Here is a 16865-nt window from a genome sequence, read left to right as displayed (position 1 = left end):
ACTAACCCCGCCGCCACGTGGTCCCAGGCCCGAGTTGATGCAACGTTCTACGCCCTAGTGTGCGACCTAGCAGGAGCGCCACAGGAACTGATCAACACCACCACCGGAACCGTAGAAGGCCGGGCCATGCAAACCCTGTACGGCAAGCGCACGTGGTCTGGTCGGTGTACCAGCCCGCTGTTGTTTGCTGGCCAGTACGAGGATGTGGAATCCGGGTGGGCGTACAACCGCTCCCGCTACTACAACCCCACCTTGGGTGCCTATAACGCCCAAGACCCACTCGGACTCGCCCCACGACTCGCATCAGCACAAGGGTACGTCGACCACGCAGCATACTGAGTGGACGCGCTCGGGTTGCAGGGAGCATCTAGCCATATTTCTGAAGCAAGTCAGAAAAGGTGGGATTGCCTCAGACCGTCCAAAGAACAACGATGAAACGATATGGAAGCGCGCCTGTAGGTGGGCACCATATTCGGGCAAAGCAAAACTACAATCACACAGTCAATAGAGCTGCTCATCAAAGAGATGCGCCGGCGATTCCAACAAGCGAGCTTTCGAATTCAAACAATCCAGCAACCGGCAACCTGTTCCATCGTAAGATTACAGCCGCTCAACAGAACAAGTATAATGAATTTGCATCCACCTTCGATCCAGAGACAGACGTCTACACGTGGGACCAAGTAAGAGAAATCGAGATCGAGGCGCAAAAATCTGTGGGATTTAGCACTGAAACAGAGTAGGCCTACGTCGACTTTGGAATTGATCAGCTTAAAGCCCAAGGAGTGACCAACCCGACCAATATCCCTTGGAACCCAGGTCTAATCTAGAAGGAAAAATGGAAATTACGAATGAAGATCTGAAACAACTCCAGCAAACTGTGCCAGAGGTAGTCTGGCCGCAAGTAGAGAAAAAGATTGCGAATTTGGAAAAAGATCTTACTTCAGACGAAGCCATTGAAATTGCATCGTATGCAGTTACGTTAATCTTGATCGAGCTCGCCGCTCAGCTTGCAGCGAATGAGCAACTGCAGAATGCGGTAACATATCATATTACCAAGAATAATGAATCTTCTTTGCCCGATAATGTTGTAGATTCTGTCGCTGGCTGGCTTATGGCCCCAAGATCAACGAATCCTCTTCACGGAAAGGTAACCAAAAACTATCATTTTAACGTTTACGGAATGAATCACAATGAATAGTCCAATTGAACTCGATATAGTTGCCGAACTGTACGCACAAGTTTACGACCAAGCACTAGAAACGGACTCGTTTCGATCTCTCACTAATTCAATCCTTGGTTCCAGCTCAAGTGCAGAAGTTCAAAAACATCTCTATTCACTAAGCTCTGAAGTTACAAAGCTACTGATTAACCACATTCAAAAGAGTGAATTTTTTGACTTGGTCTCCAATCAAGAAGCTCATGACGATTGGGTATCAATCGATATTCGTGACATAACAAAGAGCGCTAAATCAGTAGCCGCAAAAAACCAAATCATAGACCATTTCCAGAGTAAAGTAGCTATTGTCTCCAACGACACCCTGAGAGTATATTCTTCAAATATTGGACTCGATGGTATATTTCTTTGCACGGTAGGGGCTGGTAGTGGACTAGCGATTGAATGTAAAGACCTCTTCATTCCTTTTATTGAAGGAGACGAGTCAAAGAATGTTCAGACTAACACTACTCTTTTTGGGGTGCTGGACTTTGCCTCCAAACGAGCAGTTCCGAAATGGTTGGAGCATTTATCCAACCCAAAGACGGAGGGATTGTCTAGCTTTTTGTCCTATGAATCTCCACATGGCGAGAGGTTGCAAGTTAAATTTATAAAGAATGGGCGCTACTTTGCGATCCTTAGCGCGTCAGCGAACGAAAAGGAACTTAAAAGAATAGAATCTATAGACCTGGCCACAAGGACAGTACTAGATTGGCTTGAAAGGTTCTATTTGGGTTACGCTTTTTAAGCATATGGGCAAACTTGACAAAATGCCACACAATTTCTACTACTTTGAACAGCTAACTATCCGATAAGTTAATTAGCTAAATAGACTTACAAGCACATCACTCTGACTTTCCCGTTCTCAGCACAAAGAAGTCGAAAGCAAACCCCACTTAGATGCGGTTTCCCTCGGGATGAAGTGGCGCTTTTATACAGGGTACGCTGGGCGTCGAACAAAAAAGGAAATAGTTAACTTCCTTCGTCCGTCACGTCTAGTACGCCAACATTGATCAACCGATCGGGTTAAACCGTTCCGATACTCCAAGTGTTGGCTACCGCTACACCTGTGACGCACCTAGCTGACGTGTAGCCAAAGGCACCATCAACACCCACCAGCGGCACAGCGGAAGGCCGGGCCACCCAAACCCTGTACAGCAAACGCACGTGGCATGGTCGCTGCGCCAGCCCATTGTTGTTTGCCGGTCAGTACGAGGACGCTGAATCCGGGTGGGCGTACAACCGCTTCCGCTAACACAGTCCCACCTTGGGTGCCTATAACGCCCAAGACCCACTAGGCCTTGCCCCTAGGTTGGCATCCGCATAAGGGTATGTCGACCACGCAGCATTCTGGGTGGATTTCCTAGGCTTAGAGTCGTGCCCAGAATTTGTCGAGGGAATTCCCGTCAAACGCTATGGTTCCACGCCAGTCGGCGGACATCATATTCCGGCGAAGGCCAACTACAATAATGCTCCATTGGCACGACAATATTCGCTGGATGCTCCTACAGTCCCAATTAATGAACTTAAGAATTCAAACAATCCCGCAACCGGATCTGCGCTTCACAAAGAGATCACTGCAGCACAACGACGCGGATATGATGATTTTGCCAAGAATTTCGATCCTGACGTCGATACCTATACTTGGAACGACGTGAGAGCCATCAAGGTAGAGGCACACACCTCGGTCTGATTCAGCCAATCTGAAGCAGATGCACTAACCGATTATGGTATCGAGAAACTAAAGCAACAAGGCTTGCCTCAACCTACAAATATCCCGTGGAACCCTGGAATGTTATAAGAGTGTTAATGCAGCCCACCAACGAACAGCTGACGCAATTTCAATCGGATCTCGAAGACGTCGTCACGCCAACCATTGAACAGCTTCACACTCGAATCCAGGAAACAGGGCCCCTGTCATCTGATGAAGCAACCAGATTCGTCGCAGATATCACTGCGCTGACAATATTCGAGCTGGCCGAGCGACTTGACGGAAACGCTGACAAAACCGGCGCCCTCAGCTACAGGTTCGCCGCAGCAGAAGGGGAAGAAATGCGCCTGCCTGCCGAAGTGCTCAGCGCCATCACCGGATGGCTTTCCGCTCCAAAGGATCGAAACCCCCTCGCCGGGAAGACCAGCCACCCGTACCCCTTCGACTTTTACGGAGCGAAAGACTATGCATAGCGATTCCGCACTGCTGCTCATCGGACAACTGTATGCGAAAGTTTACGACCAATCCATGGACTCGGATGCCGCCGAGCACCTCCACCATCTGCTGAGCAATATTCATGACACCACCGCCATCGATGAGGCCATCTACGCCTACCAAGGCGAAATACTCGGCATCCTGCTGGATTCAGTGAATCAGTCCGACTCGCTCGAGTTGTACACGGCGAGTACGTCGCAGCGCGAGTCTCTCAACTTGGCCATCACCGCCCTCGAAGATACACCTCAGTCTATGGCGGCACTCGAGGCAATTGCGCAGTTGGCGCAGGTTGAACCACCAGCTCCCGGGCAAGCCAAAATCGACATTCCCACGGAAAATCTCTCGAACGACGCCCGAAAACTTTCAGAGCTCGGCCTCCACCAGGGCATCGCCATTTCGGTCCCGCATTTGGGCATTCCGATCTTGGAAGGCGACGAAACCACTGACATCTCCACCTCGTCTACCGTATTGGGCGAGCAACGTTACGCCTCTGCCAAAGCCGTACCCAAGTGGCTGACTCACTTGTCGGAAACTTCGTCCGCTGGCTTCGTTACGTACCAGAATTCGCACGGCGAGACCCTCCAGGTCAAGTTCAATGCCAAGGGAAACTACTTCCCGCTTCTTCTCACGAACCGCAACGGAGACCGCCACCTCGACAAACTACCGTCCGCGAAACAAGCCGAAAACCACATCGTGGCCTGGCTCGACAATTCACACTCACCGATCATCTAACTGCCACTCAAAAGCGGTTTGGTTCTGTTTACTTTGGAGATAGAACACTGGGCCATAGGACGGTAAAGACAATGGGGCATCGTCAAGCAACAAACGCGCTGGCCACGGCCTGCCCGGGAACAATTGGACACAGCGCTGATAAAAGCCCGCCGCTAGCGGCGAGAATTCGATGTATCGACCAAGTTGGTCACCCACAACGAGACTAAGACACCCTTACAATCCAACCCGACCGGAAGCAAACCTTGCGAAAATTCGGCTATTCCTTCAACCAAGCCACAACTTTTTCGCGATACACGGCGAAATCAACGCAAACGCTGTGGATTTGCTCAAGTGGATCAACGTCGCCGAGAGTAGACAACGCCACCCCAGCGCTTCTCGCAACAACGCGCAGCACACGGTAGAAAGGGACGCAGGCTCACCGCGTCATCGGCAAGCAAGAAGAATCCAAAGCCGGAAAATACCGCAATTACTTGTGATGGCAGCATGATCTTCGCGGGCACCAAGACAACACATATGGGGCGAACCACCTACACCTATGACGCGAACTGGGTATGGTTCCTACTTCTGCTAAGGAATGATTGGCACAATGCCCAGAACGCTTCACCCCTGCCGCCAGTTGCTCCCAACCCCAAGGTGATGGAACGTTCTATCCCCTGGCGGGTGACCTGGTGTGACCTGGCAGGTGCGCCACAGGAACTGATCAACACCACCACCGGAACCCGTGGAGGGACACGCAACCCAAGCCTTGTATGGCAAGCGCACGTGGGCGGGTCGACGCACCAGTCGGTTGTTGTTTGTCGGTCAGTATGAGGATGCTGAATCCGCGTGGACGTACAATCGCTTCCGCTACTACAACCCCACCCTAGGCGCCTACAACGCCCAAGACCCACTCGGACTCGCCCCACGACTCGCCTCAGCACAAGGGTATGACGACCACGCAGCATTCTGGGTGGATATTTTCGGGCTCGTAGGCTCCGTTGCTCACAAGAAACCTCACGCCACCGATCCTGGTCGATGGTGCGACAGTACTTTCAAGCCGATAGGAGGCAGGATACGATGTCGGACAGAATCGTCCTGACCTCCAATACACCCTAAACAATCAAAGATATTACGTAGAATGGGATCGCTTTCCCTCTGCTCGTAGATTAGGGCACGAATCACGAATAGCGATGAACGATCCATTTGGCAATATCACCCTCATTCAAGGCGGATAGATTTGACTTTTGAAATTGCATATAACCAACCCACCGCATTTTTCTGGCAAGATATTGATACTGCCATCGAAACGGTCAAAAGCGACTTTGATCCTTTTTTCCTTAACTTCGATGAAATCGAGAAGCCCACTGAGCCATTGTCAAATCTCGATCGAGTTTGGATTTTCCAGGAACGAAACGGCATAACTGCAGTTAGCTATTCACTTGACGAGTCGGATCGTCTATTTCAGCTCTTAATTCACACCTGGAAAGATCTCGAACGTCCACCTCTGGGGATGGAAATTACGAAGACCGAAGCATCCCAACAATGGGGACTCATCACCTACTCGAACGAGTTAAATGCGATGACACGCTCCTACCGGCAACAATGGCTTGGAAGAAAGACCGCTGAGGATTCCATGGCATCCGATTTTCCAATGAGGGCAAAGGAAATGAACGAGCAGCGAATCTTAGATTACCTCGAAGAAAACGGACTTGACGTCACCATGGCTTCCGCTCCACCAAGCGATGCGAGATATTTCCTGGTCACGAACCGAGAGCCAACACTAGAAGAATGGGAACAATACTATTCTCAAATGGGAAACTGAATCTCCCAACGCTATGACTCATATTTCTTCTACGTAAGCGGTACCTCCGCAACGCAATCTCGAAAAGTGACAGGTCATAATGAGTACGGAACGAATTATCATCCACCTCCCCACCACTCCAACCGAGCCGGAGGATACTTATAGCCTCGTGACTGCCGCCAGTCGAGCAGACAAACACACCTCGACGCATACACGTCAGCTCCAGCAGTATCTCACCAACACATTGTCACCCCACAAGATCCCCGTGGAACTCACCGGTGCAGAATGCATCGCCATCAGAGACAACAACGAACACATCCCCCAACTACTCCAGCTCATCAGCCCCGTCCTTTCCTACTTCACCACGCTGACCATCCTCGAAAACAATCAACTGGTATGGACCTTCGGTGACGAAAACTCACAGTACACCACCGAAACGTCCCAGTTTTACGCCCCGTGGGCTAGTCTTCGCAGCATCCCTTCCTGGATCGACCACATCACCACCAATGCCCGCTCACTAGCAAACCTCAATATCGGAACCGATCCGCGAGACTTCCTAATCATTAGCGACAACACCAAGGACCAGCACTATATCCAGTGCTACTTCAGCCCAGCCGACAACAACTACCGTGTAGAGATGCGCCTCGGCGATGCTCAACACCATTATTGGTGCATGAGGAACGACGCCCGGAGTCTCATCCGAGAACTGTCCACCTGGATGACTTCCACTGACCACTCCACCACAGGCTGGAGCAAACTAGATATCTCATAGCATGCATCCCACATAGTGCACATAGCGCCGAAAAATCTAATTAGGCGACCACCACCGACGGGACAATTTGGGTTGATGGGATCGTCTGCCCATACAAAGGCAATTCAGAACTCAGCTGATCCCCTCCAACGGCAAACTAACAAACTAGCTGCAGCAATGAAGCCAGGTGAGCAAGGTAGAATAGCCATTTCCATGGGGCACGGAAGGGACGCTGAGGGAGTACTGCATACCCCGTAGTCAGATCGAGTGAGCCTACTCGTGCTGACGGTACCGCAAGATTGCGTCGAGGCCCACAGACTATTCTGGACAATGATCCAGAATTCGCAAACGTCAAGCTGGGTGTAACTCCATCTGTAGAAGGAGGCCCATCTAGCCCCACATCAGGTAAGTAAGAAAAATTGACAGCATTCTCCAACTACCACCAGAAATTTGACCCAATAATTGATAGAACTCTGGGTTTGAAGAACAAATCATCGATATTAGACGTATTGGCTAAAACATTCCTCGAGGTGTCAGCACCATTCCTTGGAAATATCCCCCCAAAACTCCTTGAAGGGCTGCAGAATGCCGACTATTTTCAAATTAACGAACTAGCGGAGCATTGGCTTGAGATAACCGACGAAAAAACCTATGAAGCACAAATAAATCGAGACCCCCACGATTTAATTATCGATTACGGAAAAATATCTTCTCTCGCAGAGGCTGCCTGTTGTATAGATCCGTCTAATTTAGACGAAGAAAATTTGTTCTACTTCCTAGTGAGCCTAAGCTCAGTGGTTGTTGATCCGCAAGAGACCATGTCTAAACATATTCGATGAATCCCTAGGGTGCGTAGCGACGTTCCATGCGGAGTGCGTTGGGGCGTCGAACATAAAACGGAATACCTTCAAGGCATGGTTCAATCCTTCCCTGGCAGAGGTAGGAAATAAACCCAGGACTCTTCACAGTGTGTAGGAGTCCTCAACTACCGAAAACCCTCGACAGCAAACGGTGATACATCGACACGTCCTCTGGGTTTGTCGATGGAACGATCTTCGATCTGCTCGTCGAATGAGCGTCTACACTCGGCAGAACCACCGTATCTTGCGGCAAATCCAGAGCAGCTGCCCCCACCTTGACAACAGTCACCTTATTGGACTGTGCCAGCTCCGTCAGGTGGTGACCCGGCTGGTACAGCCACCCATGCTGTTCATGGTGTCTATCAGCCACCAACAGCACATGATCCGCCATAGCTGTGCCCGCGGCAATGGTCTCCCCGGCACATGTATAAGGCAAGTTCACCACAACAATTGGCCACCTGTGCTGGGCACGACTAACCACAGTATCTAGCACATCAGCAGCCATCTGCCCCTGAGTACCTTGCGAAGCCGTCAACAGCGGAACTGCCCCGGAGTTATCCGCAAAGTTCTCCATTTTCTTGCGGGTCAGATCCAGCGGTTCCGTCGCCGCTAGCCCAAGAACATCTCCCGCTGCCCACGCACCCAACGGTCCTCGCATTGGCTGAGCTTGCACATCTGCGTCCAGAACTACCATCGGTAGTTCAGAAACCTCTTCGGCAATCATGGAAACCAAAGCGGTCACAGGCGAAGTCAGCATACGGTTGTCAATGGAAGCCACCGCAATAACCATCGGCCTAGATGTGTCAACTAAAGAAGACCTCCGCGCCTGTGCAACCCGCGAAGCCCACACTGCCCTGCCGAAAACGCTACGCCCCGAGACCAGCGAGCCCGAACCTCCACTTCGTGCAGCGTTAGCTACCTTTGGGGAATTCATCTAGCGATCTCTTCCATTCTGCCTAGAGCAAATCAAACACATCTGTGGGGGACACACAGCACAAATTGCACAACACACATTAGTATAGGACGGGTTATACGTAGAGAAGTTGTCGGTAACAAAGAGTGAAGTACACGAGGAGTGCGTAGTGTCAACCAACCAGCCATCCCACGAAGGACTGCCCTCTTGGCTCCAGTTCACTGGTGATGGTGCGCCAGCACAACCAGCCACCCCACCACAACAACCTTCTCAGCCCCAAGAGCCGCCCGCTGCAGAGTCTCCTACTTCCTCCCCTTCTTCCAATGAAGGTCAGCAGCAAGTCCCTGCGGCGCCTCAGCAAGCTCACGAATCCAGGCCTCAGGAAGGTCACCAAACCAACCAGGTGACTACTGATTCCCCTGAGTATCCTCAGCCTCCCCAAGGAACAGCGCCGCAGGGCACTGCCCCGCAAGGCTCTCCCGCTTCATCTGAAGCTCCTCAGCAGGCCCAGCCTCAGCAGGCCCAGTCGCCGCAAACCCAACCGCAGCAAGCCCAGGCACAGCAGCCCCAGCCCCAGCAGGCCCCGTTAAATCACGGTAAGCACCATGTACCGTCCGAATATGACCTAAAGCCACCGCCGGCACTGGATCAGACAAACCTTGTCAATGCTGTCAAGAAGGCACCGCGCAGTGGATGGCGCAAAATGCTTTACAATGTCACCGGTGGGCACTGGAACGTCGGTGACTCCCAGCAGGATCTTGAACACGACCAGCTTCTGGAAAAAATCCGCCGACCGCTGCGCGGCGACTACCGCATTGCCGTGATGTCGCTCAAGGGTGGCGTGGGCAAAACCACCACCACCGTTGCATTGGGTGGCGTTTTCTCTTCCATCCGACACGACCGCGTCATCGCCATAGATGCCAACCCGGACCTCGGCACCCTAGCACAGCGTGTGGCTGCCCCCGGTCCGGCAACGATCCGCGACCTCCTCAACGCAGAAGACACATCAAAGTACGCCTCCATACGCCAGTTCACTACCCAGGCCAAGTCTCGCTTGGAAGTTATCGGCTCGGAGCGCGATCCCGCCGTGTCCGAATCCTTCAGTGATGAGGACTACCGCCACGCGGTCGACATTCTGCAGCACCACTACAACGTGATGCTCACCGACTGCGGAACAGGGCTGATGCACTCGGCAATGTCCGGCGTGTTGGAGCTGGCCAATTCCTTGGTGCTCGTCACCTCTCCTGCCCTTGACGGCGCTCAATCAGCCTCCGCCACTTTGGACTGGCTCAATCTGCACGGCTACGAACAACTCGCAGCAAACTCTGTGGTGGTCGTCTCTGCGGCCCACCCTGAAAATGCGACGATCGATATGGATCAGTTGATTGCACACTTCCGTAGCCGCACCCGCGCAGTGCACGTCATTCCATTCGACCGCCACCTCTCTGAGGGCGCAACGGTTGATCTTGACCGCATCAGCAAGGAAACCAAGCAGGCCTACATGGAACTAGCAGCAATCGTTGCGGAGGACTTTGATTCGTGGCACCGTCACGCAGCTTCGTAGGCCGAGGGGTGGCCGCGCTGGGCGTCGGGTTCCTTACTTTTACAACCCTTTCCAGCTGCGCCGATCGCCTAGAACCACCTGTGCCGGAACAACACGCCCAAGTGGATACCATGAAACAGTGGGCTACCGAGCGTGCCGAGCCCTACCACATCCCCGAGCGCGCGCTGCAGGCATACGCATACGCTGCCTACAACGTGGAACAGGAACAAGGCTGCGCCGTCGGCTGGCAAACGCTAGCTGCTTTGGGTGATGTGCTGACCCAACATGGGCAAATAAACTCCACCACCATCGACGAAGACGGCGTGACCTCCAAACCTATACGCGCCGTTGCGCCTGCCGCCGGCGGCAAGAACTCCGTGCCCGATACCGACGGAGGAGACATCGACGGCGATTCCACTAAGGACATCCCGGTGGGACCAATGCAACTCATGCCTTCGCGCTGGGAACAATATGGCACTGCCGCTGAACCTGGCAACGCACCAAATCCGGACAACATCGACGACGCCGCCCTGACCACCGCGAAAATCACTTGTAGCGCGGGAGACCTCACAAGCCCAGAAGGATGGACCACAGCAGTCTCGGAATTCAACCCCAGCCCAGTGTTCTTGAAAGCTGTGCACCAAAAGGCCAAGGAGTATTCACGCTAATGAGGAAAACTCACACTGCAAGCGCACTGCTCTTGATTTCGCTTACAGGCACGCTAGCTGCATGCGAATCGCCGGGTCATGCCAAAGAGCAGACTGTGAATGACGAAGTACCACCACTGGGCAAAGTACCTGAGCTACCTGAAGAGGTGACGGCACCGAGCACCAAGTCTGAAACTCCCAAGCCAGCTCCCCCGCCGGCCCCAGCTGCGGAGCCAGAGACGGTAACAGAAACTGCCCCGCCTCCTTCTAAGCCTCCTGCGAAGCCAGCACCCAAGGCTCCAAAGGCACCAGCACCCAGGCCGCCTGCGAATGATTCACCAGAGATCCGTATCCAACTCCCACCAGAGCTGAAGCCATATCTTTAAGGCAGACGCCAAGCTGAAAGGAGCCCCCATGTCTATCCAACAGCACGACGTAGGACAGAGCGCCCCTGCGGCTTCTCCCTCGTCGTCTACCGCCACGCCAGCAAAGAAGGACCATCGCGCTGCCGTGCAGGCGCACAAGCTGCGCATGGATATCGCGGGCAAAGCTATCCGGCATGGTGAAAATCAGCCGAGTGTGACACCGCGAACCGTCAAAATCCTGATGGGCTCGACAATTATCGCAGCCATCATGCTTGTGGTTACGATCGGCGCCGCCACTGTCATTCAGATGCTTTAGCCAAAAGCGCACCTACGAAAAACAAAAAGGCACCCACCGAAGTGGATGCCTTTCAACGTTCCTAGCGCGCAGACCTAGCTGGTTAAGCAGCGGTCCCCGCCAGCACGGTGTCGAGTGGTTTACTCGCCGCCGGCCAGCTTCTCGCGCAGAGCAGCCAGCTGCTCATCGGAAGCCAGGGTGCCAGCGTCCTGAGCCGGTGCCTCGGAGGAAGCCGGTGCAGACTCGGTCTGAGTCTCGGAGGAGTAGCCACCCTCGCCGTTTGCAGCAGCCTCGGCAGCTGCGGCGCGGTTGCGCTCGATCTGAGCGGTGTGCAGACGGTGGCGACGCTCGGACTCTGCGTAGCGAGCCTCCCATGCCTGACGCTGCTCGTCGTAGCCCTCGAGCCACTCGTTGGTCTCCGGGTCGAAGCCCTCCGGGAAGATGTAGTTGCCCTGCTCGTCGTAGGAGTCAGCCATGCCGTACTTGGACGGGTCGAACTCCTCGGTGTAGTCCTCATCAGCCTGCTTCAGGGACAGGGAGATGCGGCGACGCTCCAGGTCGATGTCGATGACCTTGACCATTGCGTCCTGGCCAACGCCTACAACCTGATCCGGAACCTCGACGTGGCGCTCGGCCAGCTCGGAGATGTGAACCAGGCCCTCGATGCCCTCCTCGACGCGGACGAATGCGCCGAACGGAACCAGCTTGGTGACCTTGCCCGGCACGATCTGGCCGATAGCGTGGGTGCGTGCAAATACGCGCCACGGGTCTTCCTGGGTTGCCTTCAGGGACAGGGACACGCGCTCGCGATCCAGGTCCACATCCAGAACCTCGACGGTGACCTCGTCGCCGACTGCGACAACCTCGGACGGGTGGTCAATGTGCTTCCAGGACAGCTGGGAGACGTGAACCAGGCCGTCGACACCGCCGAGATCGACGAAGGCGCCGAAGTTGACGATGGAGGAGACAACACCCTTGCGGACCTGACCCTTCTGCAGCTGGTGCAGGAACTCGGAGCGAACCTCGGACTGGGTCTGCTCGAGCCATGCGCGGCGGGACAGCACAACGTTGTTGCGGTGCTTGTCCAGCTCGATGATCTTGGCCTCGATCTCCTGGCCGATGTAGGGCTGCAGGTCGCGAACACGACGCATCTCCACCAGGGAGGCGGGCAGGAAGCCGCGCAGGCCGATGTCCAGGATCAGGCCGCCCTTGACGACCTCGATGACGGTACCGGTGACCGGCTCCTCGTTCTTCTTGAGCTCCTCGATCGTGCCCCAAGCGCGCTCGTACTGTGCACGCTTCTTGGACAGGATCAGGCGGCCTTCCTTGTCTTCCTTGGTGAGAACCAGAGCGTCGATCTCGTCGCCGACCTCAACAACCTCACCCGGGTCAACGTCGTGCTTGATCGACAGCTCGCGGGAAGGGATGACACCCTCCGTCTTGTATCCGATGTCCAGCAGGACCTCGTCGTGATCGACCTTGACGACGGTGCCCTCGACAATGTCACCATCGTTGAAGTACTTGATGGTGGAGTCGACGGCAGCGAGGAAATCCTCAGCAGAGCCAATGTCGTTAATGGCTACCTGAGGGACGTTGTTGGTGGGCATATGTTGAATGTCTTTCGGAACGAATAGAAATAGAAGATGGACAGTTACTCTAGTTCTGCAAACCCTTCTTTTTGACGCCCCCACCAGCCTCAATTACCTGGCGGGAACCCCTAGGACGCTCACACTGGGGCGTCACAAAGTCTAAAAAAGAGGGCGCACAACGCGCATAACGCTACACGACCACAGTGAACAGCGCAAACATGGCGTTTTGGCCGCGCGTTAGGCGGGAGCTATTGAGGGTGTCCAGTACGATGGTGCGCGATGAAGGCAATACAAATATTAGTGAACATGGTCCGTGGCGGTTTGATCGGCATGGCCGAGCTGGTGCCCGGCGTATCGGGCGGAACAATTGCACTAGTTACTGGCGTGTACGAGCGTGTCCTACACCAGGCGAACTTGTTCTTGGACGCCACGAAGCAGCTTCCCAAGGATAGGAAGGCTGCGTTTACCCAGTACAAGGCTTTGGATTGGATGCTATTGCTGCCGATGTTGGTGGGTATGGGCGCCGTTGTCCTCTCCCTGGCCGGAGTAATGGAGAGCTTCGTGACCGACAAGCCCGTCCATGCGCGGGCGCTGTTCTTCGGCATGGTGCTGATCTCTCTGACCGTCCCGATTGGCATGACCGATAAGGAGGATGTGCGGCGACGCCTGCCAATGGCGATCCTCGGAATGGTTGTGGCGGCAGTGGCGACATTCTTCCTGACCGGCCTAACCAGCGCGCCGCAGTCCGACCCGAACCTTTTGTGGGTGTTCGTGGCCGCGGCGATCGCAGTGTGCGCGTTGGTACTACCGGGCGTTTCGGGTTCTTTCTTCCTGCTGGCAGTGGGATTGTACTCCGCGACTATGGCTGCCGTGGACGATAGGAACCTGGTCTACCTCGGCGTGTTCTTCCTGGGCGCGATCACCGGAATCGTGTGCTTTGTGCGCCTGCTGGAATACCTGCTTAACAACCACCGCACCATCACTTTGTTCGTAATGACGGGCCTGATGCTGGGCTCCCTGCGTGCGCTATGGCCGTGGCAGGATGGCGACGCCAACCTGCAGGCACCCGGCGAGAACCTGGGCGCAGCCCTCGGGCTGTTCGTTCTCGGCGCAGCCATCGTGGGGGCGATGCTGGTAGCCGAGAAGGTCGCCGGCGCAAAGGCTGAAGCCAACTAGTGCGCAGCTAGGTCCCAGTTCTCTCCTGTGCCGGCAGAGACATCCAAAGGCACGCGCAGCCGGGCGGCTGCATCCATTTCCCGCTCCACGAGCTCGGTCATCTGCTCCAGCTCGCCAGGGGCAACTTCCACAACGAGTTCGTCGTGGACCTGCAGCAGCACGCGGGAGTTCAGCTGCTGCCGTGCAATCTCCCGATCCACACGCAGCATAGCCAGCTTGATAATGTCCGCCGCCGTACCCTGAATCGGTGCGTTAAGGGCGGCACGCTCAGCATTCTCACGAGCCACCCGGTTCGATGAGTTGAGCTCCGGCAGATACCGACGGCGCCCGTAGAGGGTTTCCGTATAGCCGGTCTGCTTGGCGACCTCCACCACGTGATCCAGGTAGCGCTTTACACCGCCGAATCGCTCGAAGTAGTTATCCATGATCTTCTTCGCCTCCCCTGCGCTGATTTTCAGCTGCTGGGAAAGGCCGAAAGCGGATAGACCGTAGACCAGGCCGTAACTCAGCGCCTTGACGCGGCGGCGTAGTTCCGGAGTGACCTCATCGACAGGCACGTCGAACACGCGCGAGCCGACGTAGTTGTGCAGATCCTCACCGCTGGCATAGGCCTCGATGAGCCCCGCATCTTCGGATAGGTGCGCCATGACGCGCATTTCGATCTGGGAATAGTCGGCGGTCAGCAATGTTTCGTAGCCCTCCCCGACTTGGAATGCGGCACGGATCTTACGGCCTGCGTCTGTGCGCACGGGGATGTTCTGCAGGTTCGGGTCGGAGGACGAGAGTCGACCGGTCGCCGCACCCTTTTGATTGAAGGTAGTGTGAATGCGCCCGTCGTCACCCACCGCCTCGATCAGCCCGTCGATGGTGGACTTCATCTTTTGGTATTCGCGGTGGGCCATCAAGTGCCCCAGGAATGGGTGGTTCGACTGTGCCGCAAGCTTTTCCAGCTCGGCAGCAGCGGTGGAATAGCCAGTCTTGGTCTTTTTGGTTTTCGGCAGGTCGAAGGTCTCGAAAAGCACCTTCTGCAGCTGCTTCGGGGAGGAAAGGTTCAGCTCTGGCTCCCCCGCCAGTTCGCGGGCTGCGGCGACCTCCTCGTTCAGGCGTGTGCCGTAGTCATCGGAGAGTTCTTGCAGCGCCGCGTCATCCACAGCAATGCCTGCGTGCTCCATCTTCGCCAGAATCAGCGCCAGGGGAACCTCCAAGTCGAAATACAACTCGGACTGTCCGGCCTCTTCGATCTCTGGAGTGAGGGCCTTCACCAGTTCCGCCACGGCCTGGGCTCGGTCGGTGCCGGTGGCATTGTCAGATAATTCGTGCCCCACGTGTCGCTGCACCACGTCCGCAAGACCGAGAGTGCGCACGTCAGGGCGCAGCAAATAAGCCGCAAGCGATGTGTCATGCTCCACTCCGTCAAGCTTTAAGCCTTGATTTTGGAGTGTATGGAAGGCTTGCTTGGAATCGTGCAGCCACTTTGTGGCCTCCGGATTGGCCAGCCACTCCGACAGGGCTTTCTCATCCTTCGGATCCACGTCCGCCAGGTCGATGAGCACTGCAACGTTGTCCTGATCCAGCAGAGTCAATTGCTCGCCGTCAACATCGACCACCGTGCCACGGGCACGCTTCTTAAGCCACGCCCCCAACTTCCCAGCCTTGGGTTCCTCCACTGTCACGGGCACAGCAGCGCTATCGGCGAACTCCACGCCCATGATCTTGAACGTCCTATTGCGAAGTCCCGTGCCAAACTGCAGCTCCTCGAACATGCCCAGCGCTTCGTTGGGATCGATATCTCGGGGGCTAAGGGCGTCCAAATCATCAACAAGCTTAAGGTCCCGCACCATTTCCGTAATGTCGCGCGCGAGCACCACATTGTCGATGTTTTCGCGCAGGTTGGCGCCGACCTTCCCGCCGATGTCATCCATATTGTCGATCACGCCCTGCAGACTGCCGTACTTCGCGATCCACTTTTGCGCCGTCTTCGGGCCGACTCCAGGTACGCCGGGCATGTTGTCAGAGGTATCGCCGCGCAGCGCCGCGAGATCTGGGTACTGAGTGGGGGTCACGCCATACTTTTCCTCCACGGCCTGCGGAGTAAAGCGGTGCAGATTAGAGACGCCCTTCAGCGTGTACAGCACCGTCACATCCTCAGTGACCAACTGCAAAGAGTCACGGTCGCCAGTACAGATCAGTACCTCCATGCCTTCCTTGGCGCCCTCGGTAGCCAAGGTGGCAATAATATCGTCGGCCTCGTAGGACTCTTTATCGAGGGTTGTGACGCCCAACGCTTCAAGAGTGCGGCGGATCAGCTCAATCTGACCTTTGAACTCCGGCGGCGTACTCGGACGCTGTGCCTTGTACTCCGGGAAGGATTCCTCGCGGAATGTCGGCCCGGACAGGTCAAAAGCGGCGGCGACATGGGTGGGCTTTTCCTTGTCCATAAGAGTAAGGAACATGCCCAGGAAGCCATAGACCGCGTTTGTGTGCTGGCCACCGACCGTGGAGAAGTTGGCGGCGGGCAGCGCATAGAAGGCGCGGAAAGCCAGCGAATGACCATCGAGGAGTAAGAGTTTAGCCATGCGATCAACTTTAACGGAGGGCGGTTTTGGTTGGCTCGAGCACCGTGGCGTATTATGCACCGGTAAGCACTTCGCGCCCCAGTAGCCCAATTGGCAGAGGCAACGGATTCAAAACCCGTCCAGTGTGAGTTCGAGTCTCACCTGGGGCACCATTTAGACACCCGCTGTTGAGGAAAACCTTGGCAGCGGGTTTTGCTTATCCCCACCACGCCCGTACCC

The 16865-nt window shown here is 55.2% G+C and carries 19 protein-coding genes and 1 tRNA gene; 17 read left to right on the top strand and 3 right to left on the bottom strand.

Features of this window, described 5'->3' with window-relative positions:
• The 11 genes from ACWXWJ_RS09915 to ACWXWJ_RS09865 form a co-directional block, all read left to right on the top strand.
• Positions 1–339, top strand: a 339-nt coding sequence (locus tag ACWXWJ_RS09915; protein ID WP_473964305.1) for an RHS repeat-associated core domain-containing protein, incomplete at its 5' end; no start/stop codon positions are given.
• A 92-nt stretch (positions 340–431) separates the two neighbouring features.
• A complete protein-coding gene (locus ACWXWJ_RS09910; protein WP_473964304.1) occupies positions 432–740 on the top strand; it encodes a hypothetical protein in 309 nt (102 codons plus the stop codon).
• 95 nt (positions 741–835) lie between these two features.
• Entirely contained in the window at positions 836–1198 is a 363-nt protein-coding gene (locus ACWXWJ_RS09905; RefSeq protein ID WP_473964303.1) for a hypothetical protein, read from the top strand.
• The gene (locus ACWXWJ_RS09900; RefSeq protein WP_473964302.1) at positions 1191–1961 is read left to right on the top strand and encodes a hypothetical protein; all 771 of its coding nucleotides are present in this window, start codon (positions 1191–1193) and stop codon (positions 1959–1961) included. Before ACWXWJ_RS09905 ends, ACWXWJ_RS09900 begins: the two co-directional genes overlap by 8 nt.
• A gap of 606 nt (positions 1962–2567) precedes the next feature.
• Positions 2568–2906, top strand: a complete 339-nt coding sequence (locus ACWXWJ_RS09895; RefSeq protein ID WP_473964301.1) for a hypothetical protein — start codon at positions 2568–2570, stop codon at positions 2904–2906.
• A 116-nt stretch (positions 2907–3022) separates the two neighbouring features.
• A complete protein-coding gene (locus ACWXWJ_RS09890) occupies positions 3023–3397 on the top strand; it encodes a hypothetical protein (protein ID WP_473964300.1) in 375 nt (124 codons plus the stop codon).
• Positions 3390–4151 (top strand): hypothetical protein, encoded by a 762-nt coding sequence (locus ACWXWJ_RS09885; protein ID WP_473964299.1) that lies wholly within the window; start codon positions 3390–3392, stop codon positions 4149–4151. Before ACWXWJ_RS09890 ends, ACWXWJ_RS09885 begins: the two co-directional genes overlap by 8 nt.
• A 721-nt stretch (positions 4152–4872) precedes the next feature.
• On the top strand, positions 4873–5229 hold the full coding sequence (locus ACWXWJ_RS09880; protein WP_473964298.1) for an RHS repeat-associated core domain-containing protein: 357 nt from the start codon (positions 4873–4875) through the stop codon (positions 5227–5229).
• Between the two features lie 138 nt (positions 5230–5367).
• On the top strand, positions 5368–5952 hold the full coding sequence (locus ACWXWJ_RS09875; RefSeq protein WP_473964297.1) for a hypothetical protein: 585 nt from the start codon (positions 5368–5370) through the stop codon (positions 5950–5952).
• A gap of 79 nt (positions 5953–6031) precedes the next feature.
• A complete protein-coding gene (locus ACWXWJ_RS09870; protein ID WP_473964296.1) occupies positions 6032–6703 on the top strand; it encodes a hypothetical protein in 672 nt (223 codons plus the stop codon).
• A gap of 398 nt (positions 6704–7101) precedes the next feature.
• Positions 7102–7521, top strand: a complete 420-nt coding sequence (locus ACWXWJ_RS09865) for a hypothetical protein (protein WP_459378535.1) — start codon at positions 7102–7104, stop codon at positions 7519–7521.
• 142 nt (positions 7522–7663) lie between these two features.
• On the opposite strand, the gene ACWXWJ_RS09860 is transcribed toward ACWXWJ_RS09865, so the two are convergent.
• Positions 7664–8320 (bottom strand): hypothetical protein, encoded by a 657-nt coding sequence (locus ACWXWJ_RS09860; RefSeq protein WP_473964295.1) that lies wholly within the window; start codon positions 8318–8320, stop codon positions 7664–7666.
• On the opposite strand from ACWXWJ_RS09860, the gene ACWXWJ_RS09855 reads away from it, so the two are divergent.
• From ACWXWJ_RS09855 to ACWXWJ_RS09840, 4 genes are all read left to right on the top strand, one after another.
• Positions 8310–8480, top strand: coding sequence for a hypothetical protein (locus ACWXWJ_RS09855; RefSeq protein WP_473964294.1), 171 nt, complete (start codon positions 8310–8312; stop codon positions 8478–8480). The two genes, ACWXWJ_RS09860 and ACWXWJ_RS09855, sit on opposite strands and share 11 nt — an antisense overlap.
• A gap of 144 nt (positions 8481–8624) precedes the next feature.
• Positions 8625–10019, top strand: coding sequence for a MinD/ParA family ATP-binding protein (locus tag ACWXWJ_RS09850; RefSeq protein WP_473964293.1), 1395 nt, complete (start codon positions 8625–8627; stop codon positions 10017–10019).
• Complete coding sequence (locus ACWXWJ_RS09845) at positions 9995–10666, top strand: lysozyme family protein (protein WP_473964292.1); 672 nt, start codon at positions 9995–9997, stop codon at positions 10664–10666. The genes ACWXWJ_RS09850 and ACWXWJ_RS09845 overlap by 25 nt, the downstream gene beginning before the upstream one ends.
• A gap of 393 nt (positions 10667–11059) precedes the next feature.
• Positions 11060–11326, top strand: a complete 267-nt coding sequence (locus ACWXWJ_RS09840) for a hypothetical protein (RefSeq protein ID WP_293792331.1) — start codon at positions 11060–11062, stop codon at positions 11324–11326.
• Positions 11327–11445: 119 nt separating this feature from the next.
• On the opposite strand, the gene rpsA is transcribed toward ACWXWJ_RS09840, so the two are convergent.
• The gene (gene rpsA / locus ACWXWJ_RS09835) at positions 11446–12912 is read right to left on the bottom strand and encodes a 30S ribosomal protein S1 (RefSeq protein ID WP_034969922.1); all 1467 of its coding nucleotides are present in this window, start codon (positions 12910–12912) and stop codon (positions 11446–11448) included.
• 261 nt (positions 12913–13173) lie between these two features.
• Between rpsA and ACWXWJ_RS09830 the strand changes: the two genes are divergently transcribed.
• Positions 13174–14070, top strand: coding sequence for a DUF368 domain-containing protein (locus ACWXWJ_RS09830; protein ID WP_473964291.1), 897 nt, complete (start codon positions 13174–13176; stop codon positions 14068–14070).
• Here ACWXWJ_RS09830 and polA read toward each other — a convergent pair.
• The gene (polA, locus tag ACWXWJ_RS09825; protein ID WP_473964290.1) at positions 14067–16646 is read right to left on the bottom strand and encodes a DNA polymerase I; all 2580 of its coding nucleotides are present in this window, start codon (positions 16644–16646) and stop codon (positions 14067–14069) included. The genes ACWXWJ_RS09830 and polA overlap by 4 nt on opposite strands.
• Before the next feature lie 75 nt (positions 16647–16721).
• Between polA and ACWXWJ_RS09820 the strand changes: the two genes are divergently transcribed.
• Positions 16722–16798 (top strand) — tRNA-Leu (locus ACWXWJ_RS09820).
• The last annotated feature ends 67 nt before the right edge of the window (positions 16799–16865 follow it).

Source organism: Corynebacterium sp. p3-SID1761 (assembly GCF_055862885.1).
Note: the sequence above shows the minus strand (reverse complement) of the source record. Positions and strands in the feature narration are given on the sequence as shown.